Source organism: Aeribacillus sp. FSL K6-2848 (assembly GCF_038004325.1).
In the GTDB taxonomy this organism is placed as follows: Bacteria; Bacillota; Bacilli; order Bacillales; family Aeribacillaceae; genus Aeribacillus; species Aeribacillus composti.
The window spans coordinates 829,784-849,907 of record NZ_JBBOQQ010000001.1; the positions used below are offsets into that span (position 1 = coordinate 829,784).

Annotated in this window: 18 protein-coding genes and 1 pseudogene; 17 read left to right on the forward strand and 2 right to left on the reverse strand. The window is 38.8% G+C overall.

Annotated features, from left to right (window positions below; genetic code table 11):
• Positions 1-36: 36 nt before the first annotated feature.
• The 5 genes from NSS70_RS04060 (at position 37) to uvrA (ending at position 7,360) form a co-directional block, all read left to right on the forward strand.
• Positions 37-1,398 (forward strand): IS4 family transposase, encoded by a 1,362-nt coding sequence (locus NSS70_RS04060; RefSeq protein ID WP_094245809.1) that lies wholly within the window; start codon positions 37-39, stop codon positions 1,396-1,398.
• A 72-nt stretch (positions 1,399-1,470) separates the two neighbouring features.
• Positions 1,471-1,641 (forward strand): hypothetical protein, encoded by a 171-nt coding sequence (locus tag NSS70_RS04065; protein ID WP_340880973.1) that lies wholly within the window; start codon positions 1,471-1,473, stop codon positions 1,639-1,641.
• Between the two features lie 497 nt (positions 1,642-2,138).
• Positions 2,139-2,369, forward strand: coding sequence for a CsbA family protein (locus tag NSS70_RS04070; protein WP_063389185.1), 231 nt, complete (start codon positions 2,139-2,141; stop codon positions 2,367-2,369).
• A gap of 125 nt (positions 2,370-2,494) precedes the next feature.
• Positions 2,495-4,477 (forward strand): excinuclease ABC subunit UvrB, encoded by a 1,983-nt coding sequence (uvrB, locus tag NSS70_RS04075; RefSeq protein WP_063389184.1) that lies wholly within the window; start codon positions 2,495-2,497, stop codon positions 4,475-4,477.
• Between the two features lie 6 nt (positions 4,478-4,483).
• Positions 4,484-7,360 carry an excinuclease ABC subunit UvrA gene (uvrA, locus tag NSS70_RS04080; RefSeq protein WP_063389183.1) on the forward strand — a complete coding sequence of 959 codons (2,877 nt, stop codon included), beginning with the start codon at positions 4,484-4,486 and terminating at the stop codon, positions 7,358-7,360.
• Positions 7,361-7,793: 433 nt separating this feature from the next.
• Here uvrA and NSS70_RS04085 read toward each other — a convergent pair whose 3' ends face one another.
• Positions 7,794-8,957 (reverse strand): acyl-CoA dehydrogenase family protein, encoded by a 1,164-nt coding sequence (locus NSS70_RS04085; RefSeq protein WP_340880974.1) that lies wholly within the window; start codon positions 8,955-8,957, stop codon positions 7,794-7,796.
• A gap of 193 nt (positions 8,958-9,150) precedes the next feature.
• Here NSS70_RS04085 and NSS70_RS04090 point away from each other — a divergent pair.
• The 4 genes and pseudogenes from NSS70_RS04090 (at position 9,151) to NSS70_RS04105 (ending at position 12,324) form a co-directional block, all read left to right on the forward strand.
• Positions 9,151-9,866: pseudogene (locus NSS70_RS04090) on the forward strand (amino acid ABC transporter ATP-binding protein).
• 63 nt (positions 9,867-9,929) lie between these two features.
• Positions 9,930-10,784, forward strand: coding sequence for an amino acid ABC transporter substrate-binding protein (locus tag NSS70_RS04095; protein ID WP_340880975.1), 855 nt, complete (start codon positions 9,930-9,932; stop codon positions 10,782-10,784).
• Positions 10,785-10,870: 86 nt separating this feature from the next.
• Positions 10,871-11,569, forward strand: coding sequence for an amino acid ABC transporter permease (locus tag NSS70_RS04100; RefSeq protein ID WP_340882472.1), 699 nt, complete (start codon positions 10,871-10,873; stop codon positions 11,567-11,569).
• A 26-nt stretch (positions 11,570-11,595) separates the two neighbouring features.
• Positions 11,596-12,324 (forward strand): amino acid ABC transporter permease, encoded by a 729-nt coding sequence (locus NSS70_RS04105; protein ID WP_063389179.1) that lies wholly within the window; start codon positions 11,596-11,598, stop codon positions 12,322-12,324.
• A 703-nt stretch (positions 12,325-13,027) separates the two neighbouring features.
• On the opposite strand, the gene sda is transcribed toward NSS70_RS04105, so the two are convergent.
• On the reverse strand, positions 13,028-13,183 hold the full coding sequence (gene sda, locus NSS70_RS04110; protein ID WP_094245206.1) for a sporulation histidine kinase inhibitor Sda: 156 nt from the start codon (positions 13,181-13,183) through the stop codon (positions 13,028-13,030).
• A 237-nt stretch (positions 13,184-13,420) separates the two neighbouring features.
• Between sda and NSS70_RS04115 the strand changes: the two genes are divergently transcribed.
• The 8 genes from NSS70_RS04115 (at position 13,421) to NSS70_RS04150 (ending at position 20,120) form a co-directional block, all read left to right on the forward strand.
• Positions 13,421-13,780 carry a phage holin family protein gene (locus NSS70_RS04115; RefSeq protein ID WP_063389178.1) on the forward strand — a complete coding sequence of 120 codons (360 nt, stop codon included), beginning with the start codon at positions 13,421-13,423 and terminating at the stop codon, positions 13,778-13,780.
• A gap of 63 nt (positions 13,781-13,843) precedes the next feature.
• Positions 13,844-14,761: a metallophosphoesterase gene (locus NSS70_RS04120; RefSeq protein WP_340880976.1), complete on the forward strand. Its 918-nt coding sequence runs from the start codon at positions 13,844-13,846 to the stop codon at positions 14,759-14,761.
• 127 nt (positions 14,762-14,888) lie between these two features.
• The gene (gene hprK / locus NSS70_RS04125) at positions 14,889-15,824 is read left to right on the forward strand and encodes an HPr(Ser) kinase/phosphatase (RefSeq protein ID WP_063389176.1); all 936 of its coding nucleotides are present in this window, start codon (positions 14,889-14,891) and stop codon (positions 15,822-15,824) included.
• 25 nt (positions 15,825-15,849) lie between these two features.
• On the forward strand, positions 15,850-16,659 hold the full coding sequence (gene lgt, locus NSS70_RS04130) for a prolipoprotein diacylglyceryl transferase (RefSeq protein WP_340880977.1): 810 nt from the start codon (positions 15,850-15,852) through the stop codon (positions 16,657-16,659).
• 26 nt (positions 16,660-16,685) lie between these two features.
• Positions 16,686-17,630 carry a nucleoside recognition domain-containing protein gene (locus NSS70_RS04135; RefSeq protein ID WP_340880978.1) on the forward strand — a complete coding sequence of 315 codons (945 nt, stop codon included), beginning with the start codon at positions 16,686-16,688 and terminating at the stop codon, positions 17,628-17,630.
• Positions 17,620-18,258 carry a pyrophosphatase PpaX gene (gene ppaX / locus NSS70_RS04140; RefSeq protein ID WP_340880979.1) on the forward strand — a complete coding sequence of 213 codons (639 nt, stop codon included), beginning with the start codon at positions 17,620-17,622 and terminating at the stop codon, positions 18,256-18,258. The genes NSS70_RS04135 and ppaX overlap by 11 nt, the downstream gene beginning before the upstream one ends.
• Before the next feature lie 5 nt (positions 18,259-18,263).
• Positions 18,264-18,770, forward strand: a complete 507-nt coding sequence (locus tag NSS70_RS04145) for an acyltransferase (protein WP_066249061.1) — start codon at positions 18,264-18,266, stop codon at positions 18,768-18,770.
• Positions 18,771-18,947: 177 nt separating this feature from the next.
• Complete coding sequence (locus tag NSS70_RS04150; RefSeq protein ID WP_340880980.1) at positions 18,948-20,120, forward strand: ATP phosphoribosyltransferase regulatory subunit; 1,173 nt, start codon at positions 18,948-18,950, stop codon at positions 20,118-20,120.
• Positions 20,121-20,124: the final 4 nt, after the last annotated feature.

Sequence of the window (20,124 nt, forward strand, 5' to 3'; positions counted from 1 at the left end):
AAAACATTACCAAAAGCAGGTGAGGTGTCTCTTATTATGATAACGAATAACAGACTGAACAATCAACTACCAAAAGAAGTAAAAGCTATATTTGATGAACTTGAAATCTTAAAATATTTAAGGAAAGTGGGAATTAACAAGGGTTTCGGTTATTCCTGCGCCTATTTATTCCAGCTAGTTTTTAGTTTAGTTTTTGAAGGCAAAAATTTGTTTCGACTTCTTCAAAGTAAAAAAGCTAAAGATTTGCCGGAAAAAAACGCTATTTATCGCTTCTTAAATAACCCTCAATACAATTGGCGCAGGTTTTTACTTGTTTTGAGTACTTTCACCATTATGAAGGTAAGTAGTTTAACGAGACACGACCGTCCGAAAGTGCTGATCGTGGACGACTCATCTTATGAACGAAATCGCAGTAAAAAGGTTGAACTGCTTGCTCGCTGTTTCGATCATTCTTCTCAAAAAATGCGTTATTACAAAGGATTTCGTATGCTTACACTCGGCTGGTCAGATGGTGCTACATTTTTGCCTATTGATTTTGCTTTATTAAGCTCTACGAATTCCCAAATCAATGGGATTGATAACCGAATCGATAAGCGTACATCCGGTTATAAGCGGCGTGTCGAAGCTTTACAAAAAGCGCCGGAAGTTATTCCCAATATGATTAAACGGGCACTTTCTCAAGGAATCGATGCCTCATACGTTTTAATGGATACATGGTTTACCCAACAGCCTTTGATCAAGTCCATTGTGGATCAAGGGTTGGATGTTATTGGAATGGTGAAGGATACAAAACAAAGATATCAAGTGAACGGTGAATGGGTGAGCCTAAAAAAACTATACCAAACAGCTAAACCATCACAACATCAAAAGGGTATTTTGCGCTCTATTCACACAACGATGGCAAATGGCGTACCTGTTAAAGTGGTATTTGTCCGTAATCGTAATAAAAAGAGACAGTGGCTAGCTATTTTGAGTACAGACTGTACTTTATCGGATCAAGAAATCATTCGTATTTATGGGATACGTTGGGATATTGAAGTATTCTTCAAAACAGTCAAATCCTTATTGAAACTCCAAAAAGAGTTCCAAGGAAGATCTTATGATTCCATGATCAGCCATACCACTATTGTGTTTACAAGGTACATTGTTTTGTCTTGGCAAAACCGAGTAAGTACAGATTATCGAACATTAGGCGGCATTTTTTATGAACTTTGTGATGAAATCGATGAACTAGATTGGGCCTTTGCACTTCAACTACTCATTGAAATTCTTGAAGATGCACTTCAAAATGTAAATCAAAAGATTAAAAAATTCATCGAAAGTCAATTACGTAAATGGATTGTAGTTTTGCCTAATTATATCAAGGCTTATTTACCAAAATTGAGCTGCGAAAGTTGAGTTTATTATTTAAAAACAGTATGTCTATGGGATATCTTATGATCGGGGATTTAAGAAGACCTTTATAAATACATGAATGAAGAGGATATTCAACAATTTCAAAATGTAATAAAAATCTATGTATTGTCAGATGAACAGTTAAATGAAGAAGATGCAGATATTTTTAGAGGGTTTGCAATGGATTTAGTTGATGGTAAAGATTTTTGTGCATTAATACTGGATTTTCATGTAAATGGAGAATAGTTTGAAAATCTACCACTAGATCTTAAGGTGGAAGATTATCAAAAAATATTACATGCAGTAAATTCTGAATACGATATTTCATATGTAAATTTAGATCATTTGTTTTATCTATCTCAAGATTAAGAAAGAGTATCCAATAGTGAAAAAAGGCGGCTATTGGATGCTTTTTTATATGCTTAGGGTAGTCTTAGGGGGTGACCGTAAGAAAAAAGTAAATATAGTATAAAAGTTGCTTTCATAAAGGCGAATTTTTTAGCCTATGAGCTTCATTATTGCATTTAAATATAATCATAAAGCTATTTCTATTCGTTTATTTTGACTTCATCGATTTCAACTATTTCCCCTGTATCCTAGGTTTTCTGACCGCTATACATCGCATTATTTTTTATTCTTTGCATTGGCTTATTTTTCCCTTCTCTTTTGTGGTTTTGCTTGAAAGCTTTTTGAGGGCTTCAATATAATAAATGTATAACCGTTGACGAAAAGAGGTTTTTTTTATGATCAAGCTTGTGTTTGCCGCATTCGCCCCTTTTTTGCTTGTCTTATTTTTCACAAGAGTTACATATAGTCATGTCGTTGGGACATTGTTGACGGCTGGTTTATTAATTGCCTCTTATTTTGCAGGTCATATGGATACTATTTATATCGCCATTTTGGATGTAGCCAGCTTAGCAGCTGGTTTTATCGCTGCCAGAAGCATGAAAAAGGATAAGAAAACATCTACTTAAACCTGTTCAACACGATTGACAGGTTTTTATTGTCTATGAAAATCAAACGTCAGTTCGTATTTTTGGTGATTCAGCCTGATTATATGTTAAAATAAAATATAAGTTTCTGAATTGGAGGATGTTCCATGGATCGGTTTGAATTAGTTTCAAATTACCAGCCTCAAGGAGATCAGCCGAAAGCTATCAAAGAGCTGGTGGAGGGAATCAGGCAAGGAAAAAAACATCAGACATTGTTAGGTGCAACTGGAACTGGCAAAACGTTTACGATATCCAATGTGATTAAAGAAGTGAACAAACCGACGCTGGTCATTGCCCATAATAAAACGCTTGCCGGACAGCTGTATAGCGAGTTTAAAGAATTTTTCCCGAACAATGCAGTTGAATATTTTGTCAGCTATTATGACTATTATCAGCCGGAAGCGTATGTTCCGCAAACAGATACGTATATTGAAAAAGATGCGAGCATTAATGATGAAATTGATAAATTAAGACATTCGGCCACCTCTGCATTGTTTGAACGGAAAGATGTTATTATTATCGCAAGCGTTTCTTGCATATATGGTTTAGGTTCGCCAGAAGAATATCGTGAGCTGGTCGTTAGTCTTCGCACAGGAATGGAAATCGAGCGCAATGACTTGCTGCGCCGTTTAGTGGATGTGCAGTATGAAAGAAATGATGTAGATTTTCGCAGGGGAACTTTTCGCGTGCGCGGGGATGTAGTGGAAATTTTCCCTGCTTCGCGCGATGAACATTGTATCCGCGTGGAATTTTTCGGAGATGAAATCGACCGCATCCGTGAAGTTGATGCGCTGACAGGCGAAATTATTGGAGAGCGGGAGCATGTAGCGATTTTCCCGGCATCACACTTTGTGACAAGAGAAGAAAAAATGAAAATTGCCATTGCTAATATTGAAAAGGAGCTTGAGGAACGGCTGCATGAACTGCGGGAGAATGGAAAGCTTTTGGAAGCGCAACGGCTCGAGCAACGGACAAGATATGATTTAGAAATGATGCGGGAGATGGGCTTTTGCTCCGGGATTGAAAACTACTCTCGTCATCTTACATTAAGACCGCCCGGTTCGACTCCTTATACGCTTTTAGATTATTTTGGAGATGATTTTTTGATCGTCATTGACGAGTCGCATGTGACGATTCCGCAAATCCGCGGGATGTACAACGGCGACCAGGCGAGAAAACAAGTGCTTGTCGATCATGGATTCCGTTTGCCTTCAGCACTTGACAACCGTCCGTTAAAATTTGAGGAATTTGAAAAGCATATGAAACATGTCATTTATGTTTCTGCCACCCCTGGGCCGTATGAGCTGGAGCATACGCCGGTTGTTGTTGAACAGATTATCCGCCCGACTGGACTTTTAGATCCAACCATTGACGTCCGACCTGTTGAAGGGCAAATAGACGATTTAATCGGCGAAATTCAAAAGCGGGTTAAACGGAATGAGCGGGTGCTTGTGACCACATTAACGAAAAAAATGGCGGAAGATTTAACGGATTATTTGCGGGAAATCGGGATTAAGGTGACATATCTCCATTCCGAAATTAAAACGCTCGAGCGCATTGAAATTATCCGCGACCTGCGGCTTGGCAAACATGAAGTGTTGGTCGGGATCAATTTGCTCAGGGAAGGGCTTGATATTCCGGAGGTCTCTCTCGTTGCAATTTTGGATGCAGATAAAGAAGGATTTCTCCGTTCGGAACGTTCTCTTATTCAAACAATCGGACGGGCGGCTCGGAACGCAAACGGGCATGTCATTATGTATGCTGATACAATCACAAAATCGATGGAAATCGCCATAAACGAAACAAAACGGCGTCGTGCGATTCAAGAGGAATATAACCGTCAACATGGCATTACGCCAAAAACGATTCAAAAAGATATTCGCGATGTAATTAGGGCGACATATGCAGCGGAAGATGAAGCAGAATATAAAACGGAAAAGGCTGTGAAGCTGAACAAAATGTCGAAAAAAGATCGAGAACAACTGATAGCCCGTATGGAAAAAGAAATGAAAGAAGCTGCAAAAGCATTAGATTTCGAAAGAGCTGCTGAATTGCGCGATTTAATTTTGGAGCTGAAAGCGGAAGGATGATTGGATATGGCAATGGATAAAATTGTTGTAAAAGGTGCACGCGCTCATAATTTAAAAAACATTGATGTCACGATTCCAAGAGACAAGCTTGTCGTTGTAACAGGTTTATCGGGATCGGGCAAATCTTCTTTAGCATTTGATACAATTTATGCAGAGGGACAGCGGCGATATGTGGAGTCTTTATCTGCCTATGCCCGCCAATTTTTAGGACAAATGGATAAACCTGATGTCGATGCGATCGAAGGCTTATCGCCGGCCATTTCGATTGATCAAAAAACGACAAGCAGAAATCCGCGTTCAACGGTCGGAACGGTGACAGAAATTTATGACTACCTACGGCTTCTTTTTGCCCGTGTCGGGCGGCCGACATGTCCGGTGCATGGGATAGAAATTTCTTCGCAAACAATCGAACAGATGGTTGACCGGATTATGGAATATCCGGAACGGACAAGACTGCAGGTTCTTGCGCCTGTTGTGTCTGGAAAAAAAGGAATGCATGTGAAAACATTGGAGGAAATAAAAAAGCAAGGGTTTGTCCGCGTGCGGATTGACGGAGAAATGATGGAGCTTACCGATGATATTTCTCTTGAAAAAAATAAAAAACATTCCATCGATGTCGTTGTGGATCGGCTGATCGTGAAAGAGGGGATTATAAGCCGGTTGACCGATTCGATTGAAACAGCTTTAAAATTAGGTGATGGAAAAGTCATAATTGACATCATCGATGGCGAAGAGCTGCTTTTCAGTGAACATCATGCCTGCCCGATTTGCGGTTTTTCGATTGGAGAGCTTGAACCGCGGATGTTTTCCTTTAACAGCCCGTACGGAGCTTGTCATGCTTGTGACGGCTTAGGTTCAAAACTAGAGGTGGATTTGGATCTCGTTATTCCAAATAAAAACTTGACATTAAAGGAACACGCAATTGCACCGTGGGAGCCGACAAGCTCTCAATATTATCCGCAGCTTCTTCAAGCGGTTTGCAACCATTACGGTATTGATATGGACATTCCGGTTAAAGATATACCGAAACATCTGCTCGATAAAATTTTATTTGGAAGCGGCGGGGAAAAAATTTATTTTCGCTATGAGAACGATTTCGGGCAAATCCGGGAAGGCTATGTAGAATTTGAAGGTGTGGTCCGCAATATAGAACGGCGCTATAAAGAAACGACATCTGATTTCATACGTGAACAAATGGAAAAATATATGACGAATCAGCCGTGTCCGACATGCAAAGGGCATCGACTGAAAAAGGAAAGTCTGGCTGTTCTTATTAACGGACGCCATATCGGACAAGTCACTCAATTATCTATTCGTGAAGCCTATCAGTTTTTTGACCAATTGGCATTGACAGAAAAAGAAATGAAAATTGCCAATTTGATTTTAAGAGAAATAAAAGAACGGCTGAATTTTTTAATTGAGGTAGGTCTTGATTATTTAACATTAAGCAGATCAGCCGGTACGCTCTCTGGTGGAGAAGCGCAAAGAATCCGTCTTGCCACGCAAATCGGATCAAGACTGACAGGAGTACTTTATATATTGGACGAGCCGTCTATCGGTTTGCATCAACGGGACAATGACAGGCTGATCCGTGCTCTCCAAAATATGCGGGATATCGGCAATACGTTGATTGTAGTTGAACATGATGAAGATACGATGCTTGCAGCTGATTATTTGATCGATATTGGGCCGGGAGCTGGCGTGCACGGCGGTCAAGTTGTAGCTGCTGGTACACCAAAAGAAGTGATGAATGATGACCGTTCGCTTACAGGACAATATTTGTCAGGGAAAAAGTTCATTCCATTGCCGGTCGAAAGAAGAAAACCGGATGGTCGGTATATTGAAATAAAAGGAGCAAGCGAGAACAATTTAAAAAATGTAAATGTCAAATTTCCGTTAGGTGTATTTTTGGCAGTAACAGGTGTATCTGGTTCGGGGAAAAGTACGTTAGTCAATGAAATATTACAAAAAGGCTTGGCACAAAAGCTGAATAACAGTAAAACAAAACCCGGTGCCTATAAAGAAATGAAAGGGATTGAACATCTCGATAAGGTCATCAGCATTGACCAATCTCCGATTGGAAGAACGCCGCGTTCAAATCCAGCTACGTATACCGGCGTATTTGACGATATTCGTGATGTGTTTGCAGCAACGAATGAAGCGAAAGTAAGAGGCTATAAAAAAGGACGCTTCAGTTTTAATGTGAAGGGCGGCCGCTGTGAAGCATGCCGAGGCGATGGAATCATTAAAATTGAAATGCATTTTCTTCCAGATGTATATGTTCCGTGTGAAGTATGCCACGGAAAAAGATATAACCGGGAAACTCTTGAAGTCACATATAAAGGAAAAAATATTGCGGATATTTTAGAAATGACTGTGGAAGACGCACTCCAGTTCTTCGAAAATATTCCAAAAATCAAACGGAAGCTGCAAACCATTTACGATGTAGGACTTGGTTATATGAAACTTGGTCAGCCGGCTACGACAATGTCCGGTGGGGAAGCACAACGGATAAAGCTTGCTTCAGAGCTGCATCGCAGATCTACTGGAAGATCGCTGTATATTTTAGATGAACCGACAACAGGGCTGCATGTTGACGATATTGCTAGGCTCTTGAAGGTTTTGCATCGGCTTGTTGAAAACGGAGATACAGTTCTTGTAATTGAGCATAACTTAGATGTGATTAAATCAGCTGACTATATCATCGACCTTGGACCAGAAGGCGGGGACGGCGGAGGAACAATCATTGCAACGGGTACCCCTGAAGAAGTGGCAGAAGCGAAACAGTCTTATACAGGAAAATATTTAAAACCGATTTTGGATCGGGATCGGGAGAGAATGAAAAATTTCATTTTGAAAAAAGAGGCAGCGGCAAACAGTTAAATAGGCTGTTGCCAGTCTCTTTTAAATGACGAAGAATGTTCCTGAAACGGATGGTTTTACTCCATCGGTTTTCAGGAGATGAGTTGTAGATTTTTACTAGCCCTTTCAGCGAAAAATCGAGGAAATACTGATTTTCTTTGATATATGAACATTTCGCATAAAACAGAGCTTGAGCCCTTTGTGTGACAAAGGGCTCTTTTTTTATAAACTGATGTTTCTCCTTTCATTCATTCAAATTCATCATTTTGAAGACTCAATGAATCGGATTTTCCGGCGTCTTAGTTATTGTGCTCACGATGTCTACAATTACCGAATGTATTGAATATCTTTGATGCATTGCTAATTCATAAAAAAGCTGACCCAAAAAACCATATTTGACGGCCTTGAATCAGCTTTTTTAAAATCAGTCCCTATGAAAAGAGGCATATATAAATTATTTATTTTCCATTTCTTGAATAGCTGTTTGAGCCAATTTAGAAATCGTCATATCATCCATTGGCGGATTGTGAAGCCCTGCTCTCACATCACGATAATACCGCTGCAGCGGATTTGACAGTTGAAGGCTTTTTGCTCCAACTAGTCTCATCGCTTTATCGACAATGTTGATGGCTGAGTTCGTTACAATATGCTTCGCAACACTAAGCTCGTTTGTAATGTATGGACGGCGTGCTTCATCATCATAAATTTCCGCTACGCTATACAAGAAATGTCTAGCTTTCATTAATTCTAAGTCAATCTGACCAATTAAATTTTGTACATTTGGCAATTGGCTAATGGTTCCGCTTATACTATTTGGAGAATATTCTGTCGCAAATTTCACTGCATAATCACGCGCCGCCTGTGCAATACCTAAATAACAAGCCGGAATATGCAGAATCCAACCATTTATTGTATTTCCTCTCGGTCCATGGTTTAGCTCTACAAAATTTTCTTCTGCTACTTCAACGTTATCTAACACAAGATCGTGACTTTCTGTTCCTCTCATGGCGATAACGTCCCAATTTTTTTCAATTGATAAACCCTTCGCTTCTCGTTCAATTAAGAAAAATCCAATTCCTTCCTTTTCTTCAACCCATGCAGATACAAGAAAATGTGTCAGCACAGGTGACATAGTAGTATATGTCTTTCTGCCCGAAATAATCCACTTGCCATCTCTTTTCACTGCTTCCGTTTCAGGGCGCCCGCCGCGGGTTGGACTGCCTGTTTTTGCTTCACTAACTGCTCTGTTCACCAAAGCGCCGTTTAAAATTTCTTTTGCAAAAGAGGCAAGCTTTTCTTCCTTCCAAAGTTTTTTCTCATACAACTCCCCAACGACGCCCAGATGCCAACCGATGGCTAGGCCTGTAGCACCATCAAAGCTAGCAATGGTTTCTTGGAATAGAACTAGATCTGTGACACCAATGCCGCCGCCTCCATATTCTTTTGGCAGCGAGAGCTTCGTATACCCCATATTGACAAGCGCTTGGATATTTTCTTTTGGAAACTTTGTCTTTTCATCGCTTTCCCTAGAATGACTTTTAAACGACTCTTCATGCTTTAACAGCTTTTCGATCCACAATCTTTGCGCATCCGTTTTCACAAATAATTTTTTTGACACGTTCCACACTTCCTTAAGCAAACTCTGTTCAGATTAATATTTTAATAGGTTCAATGAACTATTAAATTTACGAACATTTTCCATTATAACAATTTAATTCATACTTTACAACTAGGAATAGTTGTGTTATAGTTTAGATTATTCAATTAACCCAATGTTTTGATATTTTTGATAATAAAGAGAGGTGATTCGTATAATCGAATTAAAGGACATTCAAAAAAGCTTTAAAAAAATTCAATTCTTAAAGGAATTGATTTAAAAGTAAAAAAAAGGGGATGTCCTAGTTATTATCGATTCAAGCGGATCTGGGAGAATCACCCTTTTTCGATGTATGAATGATTTAGAAAGACCTGACGGAGGTGCTATTACTATTGATGTGTTTTCCGTGGAAGGAAAACATGCGTCAAAAAAGTCATTTTAACGCTAAGACGAAAGACCGCAATGGTTTTTCAGCATAATAATTTATTTAAAAAATAAGACGGTGCTGGAAAACGTAATGGAAGGTCTTATCGTTGCAAAGAAAATGAAAGCTGCCAAAGCGCGTAAAATTGGCATTGATTTACTTAAAAAAGTTGGCCTGGAAGAGAAATGAATGACTATCTTGGCCAGCTGTCCGGCGGTCAACAGCAGCGTGTTGGTATAGCGCGAGCACTTGCTTTAAACCCTTCCGTCATTTTATTTGATGAACCTACTTCCGCGCTCGATCCTGAGATGGTTGGAGAGGTTTTGTCGATTATTAAAAAAATTGCTGATGAAGGCAAAACAATGGTGATCGTAACTCATGAGATTCACTTTGCAAGAGAAGTAGCGAATCGTGCTGTGTTCACGGCAGACGGCGCCATTATTGAATAGGGACCGCCTGAAGAAATATTAGTTCATCCAAAGCATGAGCGAACAAAACAATTTTAAAAAAGGCTTCTAATAGAGCCTGAATATACTATTTTAAAATTTACATGGGGGGAAAATTACTGCATGAATCGTAAACGTATTTGGACAAAATTCTTTTTATTCATTTTATCTATTTTCGTCATCGCTGGTTGTTCGAACAGTGAAAGTAAAGAAACTGATGACGGCAAAAAAGTGATTAAAGTGGCATTAAGTGATGAAGTAAATCCACCATTTTTATATACGGATGATCAAAATAAACCTATCGGTTATGATATGGATTATTTAGCGGAAATTGAAAAGAAATTGCCAGAATACAAGTTTGAGTATACGTTTGGAGAAGAAGAATCGAATTTAATCGGGGTTGACACAGGAAAATTCGATTTTGCGATTAACTGGTTTTTCAAAAATCCGGAAAGAGAACAGAAATTCCTTTATCCAGAACATGAGTATGGATACTCTTTAACTGTATTAGTGACGAAATCAGATCGAAATGATATTAAATCGTTAGATGATATGGTTGATAAAAAACTCGCTCCAATGGCGCCAAGCGGTGGACTTCGTGCTATTTTAAACGGGTACAACGAAAAGAATTCAGATAATCCGATCGAGATTGAAAGTATGGAAAATCCGTCAGCAGCAGATAACTTAAAACGTGTTGCTGAAGGAAAAGCAGATGCTGTTTTTTTGAACAAAACTACATTTGATGCTCTTCAAAAAGAGCTGAAATTGGATTTGAAAATAGGTGGTATCGTTTCGAAAGAGCCGGTTTATATTGTTTATAACAAAAAACATAAAGAACTAGCTGAGAAAATTGACAAAGCAACTGCTGAATTAATTGAAGACGGTACGCTTCCGAAACTTGCTGAGAAATGGTTTGGTGTAGACTTTTTCAAAGACCTTGACTATATTAAAAAAGAAGGATTCCAATACGAGAAATAATCAAAAACCGTATTGAATGATTATTTAATCATTCAATACGGTATATTTAAATTCGTATATATTTCTTAATGAAGGTGGTGAGCAAAATTAACACGAGTTTACAAGATTGGGCAGATTTATTTTTGAAAGTGTTAGATAAGCTCCCTCTAACATTGTTCATGCTGGTCACATCTTTATTTTTCGCTTTAATTTTAGGTGTTATTATCGCGATTATTCGAATCCAAAAACCGCCTATCCTTTATGGAATTGCAACATTTCACTTGTCATTCACACGTTGTACCCCGTTATTAGTTCAGCTGTTTCTTGTCTATTTCGGACTGCCTCAATTATTGCTAGTTTTTAATATTGATATTAATAGTTGGAACAGACTTGTTTTTGTTATTATTACATTCTCATTTCATACAGCAGCTTATTTATCAGAAGTTATCCGTTCAGCTTACTTAGCTGTCGGCACGGAGCAATTAGAAGCAGCATACAGCGTTGGCATGACGTATACACAAGCTCTAAGGAGAATTATTTTGCCTCAAGCTTTTGTCATTTCATTGCCTAATTTAGGCAATAATATTATTGAATTGTTAAAAGATACATCACTTGCCTTTTCGATCGGTATTATTGATATTATGGGGCAAGTTCGAATTATTTTAGGAAATAATCATGGTATGGGAATGTTTGAGATTTATGTCGTGATCTCTCTTGTATATTGGGGTACTTGTATCCTCATTGAAGGTATTATCGGCTATGCCGAAAAAGTGTTTAAAAAAGGTCGAGTTAGTTTATCTAAGTAATTTTTTGCTAAGGATCGTGATAACTCGTGGCAACAACTATTGATTTTAAATTTGCTTTAGAGCAAGTGCCTGAAGTGTTAAAAGGTGTGCCAGTGACATTGACGATTGCCATTGTTGCGATGGTGCTTGGACTTGTATTCGGGCTGCTTATTGCTCTTTGCAGAATATATAAAGTTCCTGTACTAAATCAATTGTCCATCGTTTATATTTCTTTTATTCGGGGAACACCGTTAGTTGTCCAATTGTACGTCTTTTTCTACGGTGTTCCGGTATTGTTTGATTTTCTTAATCATCATTTCGGATTGAATTTAAATGCGGATGAAGTTCCAACGATGATTTATGCATTAATTGCTTATACAATCAATACAGCTGCTTATGAGGCAGAAATATTCCGCGCATCGATCAATGCAGTAAACGCTGGACAAATGGAAGCTGCGTACTCAGTCGGCATGACAACTGCACAAGGATTATATCGAATCGTCCTGCCTCAAGCATTCGTTGTGGCTTTTCCGAATTTAGGCAATACGTTTATTGGACTGATCAAAGCAACATCTTTAGCTTTTGCTGTAAAAGTCGTAGAAATTTTAGCCATTACAAGAATTATAGCAAATAATGGATATAAATTTTTAGAAATGTATTTAGTTGCATCGATCATCTACTGGATTATTTGTTGGGTATGTGAAGTCATATTTGCCAAACTCGAAAAGAAAATGAGCCGTTATGAAAAACGGATGGATCTAAAAACAACTGCATAATCGGATGAAATTTTTCTAATTTACGGAAATATTAAAAAAACACCAAATGACATTGAACCAATTGAAAAAAAGAAGCCCCACATGTTTAAACATTGCACGTTGTGGGGTCTTTTTACAAAAAAATTAGGTCGAGATAATTAATTGTTTTAAATTTATCCCTTGATCGCTTCATGGCTTTTCGGACTAGTTGCTGCACTATTTAAATTTTCGGTTGTCCTTCAGTTTCTTTTATAGATGAAGATACGATTTGGTGAAATTTTTCCTATATAAAGTCATGAATTGTGCTGCGAACAAAGTGTGGACTAATATGATACAGCAGTGCGCGTTTCGTGATAATTGCTTGGTGGACAAATGAAAAATTCGCAGCTTTTGTACAAAAGCTGCGTTCATTGCAAATGCCAGTTTCCAACTAATTGCACACAATTTGTGCTAATGAATAAATGAAAACATATTTCTCTAGCAAAAAATTAAATTTATTTAGCATGAAAAAATGCCCTGACATCGTTCGAGAAAGGAGAACGGCCTTTTTCTTACATTGTGTCATAACGTATGAAGGGCTGTCCATAAGTCAGTTTTCTGCTTATGTAACAACCCCTTTCAGAAAAAATTATATAAACGATCATGAAACATCCATTCCAATTCAAGAAAAATTCATTTTACAAAATAACGAAAAAATGGTATAATTTTCTCCGTGAGTTTAATTTTATTGTACATTTATGTTAGGAGAGGAAAGGACAATTCCTCTTCTAACAATTTCTTCTTCTAATAAAACGATAAACTCTTCACTAGCCTCGATTTGAATGGCTTCATAATAGGCTTTCATTAACAGGTAATCAGATAAAAGATACAATGAGTTCATTTGAACTGCTGCCCCTCCTTTCTGTTAAAATAAACAAACGTTTACGTCAGGAAAGAAAGACGAGTCGTCTAGGGCGAGAAAAATATGAAAATTCAGAAAATCTAAAGCCTATCAACTCCTTTCCCATTTGTGTAAAGAATGTTACCAAAATAGTGAAAAAATGTCAATCTGTTTCATACTTTCACATAGAAAGTGTTATAATAATTTGTAAATAGAAAGTGAAAAGGACGAATTTCGATGTTTATTAGATGGTTGACAAGCATTTTATTAAATGCACTGATTTTGATTGTTGTAGCTGGGTTCTTTGATTCGTTTTATTTAAGCGGAGTTGGAGCGGCTATTGTAGCCAGTATGATTTTGTCAGTGTTAAATGTTTTTGTGAAGCCGTTTCTAATATTATTGACATTGCCGATTACGGTTTTTACTCTCGGAACATTTTTATTTGTCATCAATGCAGTTACGTTGATGATTGCCCAGGCAATAATGGGAGATGCCTTTAATATTGATGGCTTTGGAACTGCCCTCCTCGCCTCCATCTTCATTTCGTTTTTGAATCTGCTCATTCAATTGGTGTTTATGAACCGTTTTAAAGACTAATGAAAAAGATTTTTTCATTCATATCTCCTATCGTTTCGGGAATGATACGAATAGGTGATATAAATGAAAAAAATCTTTCCTCTTATTATTTTTGTTTTCATGATTTTATCTCCCGCATTTCCTAGCTTTGAGCTTGCAGCTTCGCCAAATGATTCAAACGTCTACACGATCGTATGGCTTTCAGACACTCAATACTATTCGGAAAAATACCCTCATATTTTTCGTAATCAAATGGATTGGATTGTGCAAAATCGCGATAATTGGAATATAAAATATGTTGTTCATACCGGTGATATTGTCAACCGTGCGGAAAAGAAACAGCAGTGGGTTCAAGCAGACCGCATGTTCCGAAAACTGGAACAGGTGTCTATTCCTTATGGAGTGCTTGCGGGCAATCACGATTTAGTAAACGGAAAATCATATAAAATGTTTCATCAATATTTTGGAAAAGATCGTTTTTTCACGAAGCCTTATTATGGTGGGGGATATCGGAATAATCGAGGACATTACGATTTAATTACGCTCGGACATCAACATTTTCTTTTTTTGTATATCGGCTGGCATGTTGACAAAGACAGCATCAGCTGGATGAACGAAGTCTTAAAACGTCATTCAGACCGAACAGCAATCATAGCTGTCCATAAATATTTGCATAAAAATGGAAAACGAACACTGGTTGGAAATCGTATATTTCGCAATATCGTCAAAAAGAATCCAAATGTAAAAATCGTTTTGAGCGGCCATTATGATGACAGTGAGTTATTAAAAACAAAAATTGATGATGATCATGATGGGACTCCTGATCGGATTGTTTATGAATTATTGGCGGACTATCAGGGGGCTCCTGAAGGAGGAGAAGGTTTTTTACGCTTGCTCCATTATTTTCCGAGTCGCTCCAAATTTTTTGTCCGTGCATATTCACCTTATTCCAACAAGCATTTTTTTTTCTCTCCTAAAAAAGAAGAGTTTTGGATTGAATAGCCTTTATCTTTCGCTCCGATGCCCTTGTCTCTGCTATGTCTTTGATGAAAGATGTTTGTTGCCAAAAAGAAAAGTGCTACAATAAAAAGATGAAAAAAGTTTTTTAAGTCTAAGGAGGAAAGACTTCGTGTCGAAAGTACGAACAAAAGATATTATCGAAAAATTCCAACTTGAATTGATCAGCGGAGAAGAGGGAATCAGCCGGCCCATTATTACAAGTGATCTTTCCAGACCTGGTCTTGAAATGGCTGGTTATTTTACATATTATCCAAAAGAGCGTATACAGCTGCTGGGAAGAACGGAGCTTACGTTTTTTGCAAAATTGACGCCTGAAGAAAAGAAAAGCCGGATGGAGCAGCTATGTACAGATGTAACACCGGCAATCATTGTGTCAAGAGAGATGGAGGCTCCGCCGGAATTAATTGAGGCATCTGAAAAATCAAATGTTCCAGTGCTGCGCTCACCATTGAAAACGACCCGCTTGTCAAGCCGCTTAACCAATTTTTTGGAAAGCAAGCTTGCTCCAACGACAGCTGTACATGGAGTGCTTGTTGATATTTACGGGGTGGGTGTTTTAATTACAGGAAAAAGCGGGGTAGGCAAAAGTGAAACTGCTCTTGAACTGGTGAAAAGAGGGCATCGCTTGATTGCAGATGATTGTGTTGAAATTCGTCAGGAGGATCGGGATACATTAGTCGGCAGTGCGCCGGAATTGATCCGCCATCTTTTAGAGATCCGCGGTCTTGGAATCATTGATGTGATGACATTGTTTGGTGCAGGAGCCGTCCGCAGTCATAAGCGAATTTCCCTTGTCATCGATTTGGAATTATGGGATCCGAACAAACAATACGACCGTTTAGGACTCGATGAAGAGAAAATGAAAATTTTGGATGCGGAACTGACAAAATTAACAATTCCAGTCCGTCCTGGAAGAAACTTGGCTGTTATTATTGAAGTTGCGGCAATGAATTTCCGGTTAAAAAGAATGGGATTCAATGCGGCGGAACAATTTACAAATAAATTGGCGGATGTTATCGAAGATGGAGATCACGAAGATTTTTAATTGATGAAATAGGAGAGATGAGAGAATGAAAGAGGCAATTCAGCCCATTGATCCAATCGCATTTCAGCTAGGACCATTACAAGTTCATTGGTACGGGATCATTATAGGAATCGGCGCATTGCTCGGCCTATATTTGGCGATGCGTGAAGGGGAGAGAAGAGGTCTTCATAAAGATATATTTATCGATCTTGCATTGTTTGCTATTCCTATTGCGATTATATGTGCCAGAACTTATTATGTCATTTTTCAATGGGAATATTATTCTGAAAATCTTTCGGAAATCCCTAAAATTTGGCATGGTGGCCTTGCCATTCACGGCGGGTTAATCGGTGCTGTGGCAACCGGGATTGTGTATGCAAAAGTAAAAAAACTATCTTTCTGGCAACTGGCTGATATAGCTGCGCCGAGTATTATTTTAGGGCAGGCGATCGGCAGATGGGGGAATTTTATTAACCAGGAAGCTCATGGAGGACCTGTTTCAAGAGAATTTTTGGAAAATCTCCACTTGCCTGAATTTATCATTAATCAAATGTATATAAATGGACAATATTATCACCCGACTTTTTTATATGAATCCATTTGGAATCTCGCTGGGTTCATCATCTTAATTTTGCTAAGAAGGTTTAATTTGCGGCGTGGAGAGCTGTTTTTATCATATGTTATTTGGTATTCGATCGGGCGATTTTTTATCGAGGGCATGAGAACTGATAGTTTGATGCTGACGGAAACGGTAAAAATGGCACAGGTCATTTCGATTTTACTTATTCTTAGTGCAATTGCTCTTATAATTTACCGGAGACTAAAAAAAGTAGAAAGATATTTAGATGAATATTGATAAATTGCTGGAATGAAGGTGAAACTTTGAAACAAACATTGAAAAAAGGATTACAAACAGGATTGGAAACAACGTGGACTCTCGGGAAAGTCCTTTTCCTTGTAACGTTGATTGTTTCATTTTTACAACATACTCCTTTGATTGATTGGATGGTTCATTTTATAACGCCGGTCATGAAGGTAATCGGGTTAAATGGAGATGCTGCAATCCCCCTTGTGATTGGGAATTTTCTTAACTTGTATGCGGCGATTGGAGCCATTTTGTCCATTGATTTTACGGTAAAAGAAGTCTTTATTTTGGCAGTCATGCTGTCATTTTCCCACAACTTATTAATCGAAACGACTGTCGCAAGCAAAGTCGGTGTGAAACTGTGGATCATCTTGTCCGTCCGGCTCGGACTGGCATTTTTTTCGGCTTTTATCATCAATCTTTTTTGGGACGGCGGTGGAGAAAAAGCTCAATACGGATTTATATCTCAACAAGATGCCGTGCCTTCAGACTGGGGAATGATCTTATTTGAAGGGCTTGAAAAAGCGGCAATGGGAGTCATTCAGCTTGCGGCCATCGTCATCCCGCTAATGATTGCCATTCAATTTATGAAAGATTTAGGCTGGGTCGACGCTTTCTCAAAAAAGATGGAGCCGGTAACCGAAATGCTGGGAATGAAGAGGAACACTTCAACAACGCTTGCGGCAGGATTAATTTTCGGGCTTGCCTACGGGGCTGGCGTGATGCTGCAAGCAGTAAAAGAAGATGGAGTGGAGCATCGCGATTTAACGTTGGCGTTTATATTCCTCGTTGCCTGCCATGCTGTGATAGAAGACACATTGATTTTTGTTCCGATCGTCGGTTCAGTTTGGCCGCTTTTACTCATCCGGCTGTTCGCAGCCATTCTTTTAACGATGATTATCGGTTTTGTCTGGAAAAAACAAGCACATATCGGGAAAAGGGGAACGGTTTATGAACATTGACACCGTATTGTTTGACTTGGACGGCACGTTAATAAACACAAATGAATTAATTATTGAATCGTTTTTACATACGCTGAACTATTATTATCCGGGCAAATATCAACGGGAAGATATACTTCCTTTCATCGGGCCTCCGCTTATTGACACATTTCAACGTATTAATCTTGAAAAAGCGGAGGAAATGGTCCGAAGATATCGGGAGTTTAATCATGCCCGGCATGATCTGCTTGTGAAGGAATATGATCATGTGCACGAAACGGTTCGAGCTTTAAAAGAAAAGGGATTGAAACTGGGCATTGTGACAACGAAAATTCGCGACACTGTTATGATGGGGCTGAAATTAACGGAAATGGATTCATTTTTTGATGCAATTATCACACTGGATGATGTACAGCATGCGAAGCCTCATCCTGAGCCTGTCTTGTCCGCTCTTAAATTGCTCGGTTCCGAGCCGTCTAATGCATTAATGGTGGGAGATAACCTTCATGATATAGAGGCGGGAAAAAATGCAGGAACATTAACGGCAGGAGTTGCTTGGAGCATAAAAGGGAGAGAGTATATAGAATCGTTAAAGCCAGATTTTGTGCTGGACAAAATGAGTGATTTATTGAACATTGTGATGGAGTGAAGGTTGTGAGAAGGACGGATAAATTTCCTGTTGAAGGCGCAAACTCCCTTTGGCAGGTGTACAAGACAGTTTCTTTTTGGAAAGTTGTCAAAAATGTCATCGTGATTCTTATCGCGCGCTACACTCCATTTATGTCTATCAAAAACTGGCTTTACCGCACATTTCTTGGCATGAAAATCGGACAGCAAACATCGTTTGCATTTATGGTTATGGTAGATATTTTGTTCCCGGAAAAAATTAAAGTTGGGCGCAATTCTATTATCGGATACAACACGACGATTTTAGCACATGAATATTTAATCGATGAATATCGCATCGGCGAAGTGGAAATTGGAGATGAAGTCATGATCGGAGCAAACACGACTATTTTGCCTGGTGTGAAAATTGGAAATCGAGCTATCGTTTCTGCCGGCACTGTAGTTCATAAAGATGTTCCGGAAGGCTCTTTTGCAGGAGGAAATCCAATGCAAATCATCTACACAAAAGAAGAAATGGAAAAAAGAAAGCGGTAAGCGTCATCAATTTTTGTCGCTTACCGCTTTTTGATTAAGCAGGATAGAGCGAAAGTGAAATAAAGGCGCTTTGTGAAAGAAGTTTACATCAAAAACTTATTGATTATAAATCTTTATTTTGGTAGTATGGTAACATATTAGCGAATTAAAGTGAATGCGCCATGGAGGTGTCAATGAGTGTTTATGTTTGAAAAGCCCTTGGGAATGCGGGATACATTGCCGGGCTTATATGTCATAAAAGAAAGCGTTCGTAAAAAATTGATGAATGTGATTGAAAGCTGGGGTTATCAATTTTTGGAGACTCCAACGTTGGAATTTTATGAAACAGTAGGAGTTCAGTCGGCGATACAAGAGCAGCAATTATTTAAACTTCTTGACAGGCAGGGGCATACGCTCGTTTTAAGACCAGATATGACAGCTCCCATTGCACGAATTGCGGCTTCCAAGCTGATGAAAGAAAGCTTGCCGTTAAGGCTCGCTTATTCTGCAAATGTGTTTCGTGCACAGCAGCATGAAGGCGGCAGACCGGCAGAATTTGAACAAATTGGCATTGAGCTGATTGGCGATGGAACGATTAGCGCTGATGCGGAAGCGATCGCTCTAATGATATATGCCTTAAAAAATACTGGCCTTAAAGATTTTAAAATTTCCATTGGGCATATCGGATTTATCAATGCTTTGTTCGGAGAAATTTTAGGGAAGGAAGAACGGGCGGAGAAGCTGCGCCGCTATTTATATGAAAAGAACTTTGTCGGATACCGCGAGCATGTGAAAAGATTATCTCTCTCTACCATTGACAAAGAACGCCTTTTAAGAGTCATTGATTTAAAAGGAGGAATTGAGAAGGCTGATGAAGCTTCAAGCCTTGTTGCTTGTGACAGCGGGAAGAAAGCGCTGGAAGATTTAAAACAGCTCCTTATCCAATTAAGAGCTTATGAAGTGGATCAATATATCAAATTGGAACTGAATATCGTCAGCCACATGAGTTATTACACAAGCGTGATTTTTGAATTATATGCGAACGGTGTTGGACTTCCGATCGGAAACGGCGGGCGCTATGACCATCTTTTAGAAAAATTTGAACGTCCTGCCCCGGCGACAGGCTTTGGCATACGGTTAGATAATTTGCTGGAAGCTCTGGGGAATTTAAATTTGAACAAAGATCGCTATTGCATCATATTCAGCAGAGAGAATCGGCAAGAAGCTTTTCGATATGCCAATAAGCTACGAAAAGAAGGAAAACAGGTTGTCATGCAAGATATTTCCGGTATCGATCAAATCGACAGGTTTACAGGTCAATTTACAGATATTTATTATTTCCTCGGAAAATCAGGAAAGGTGAGAGAGTGATGAG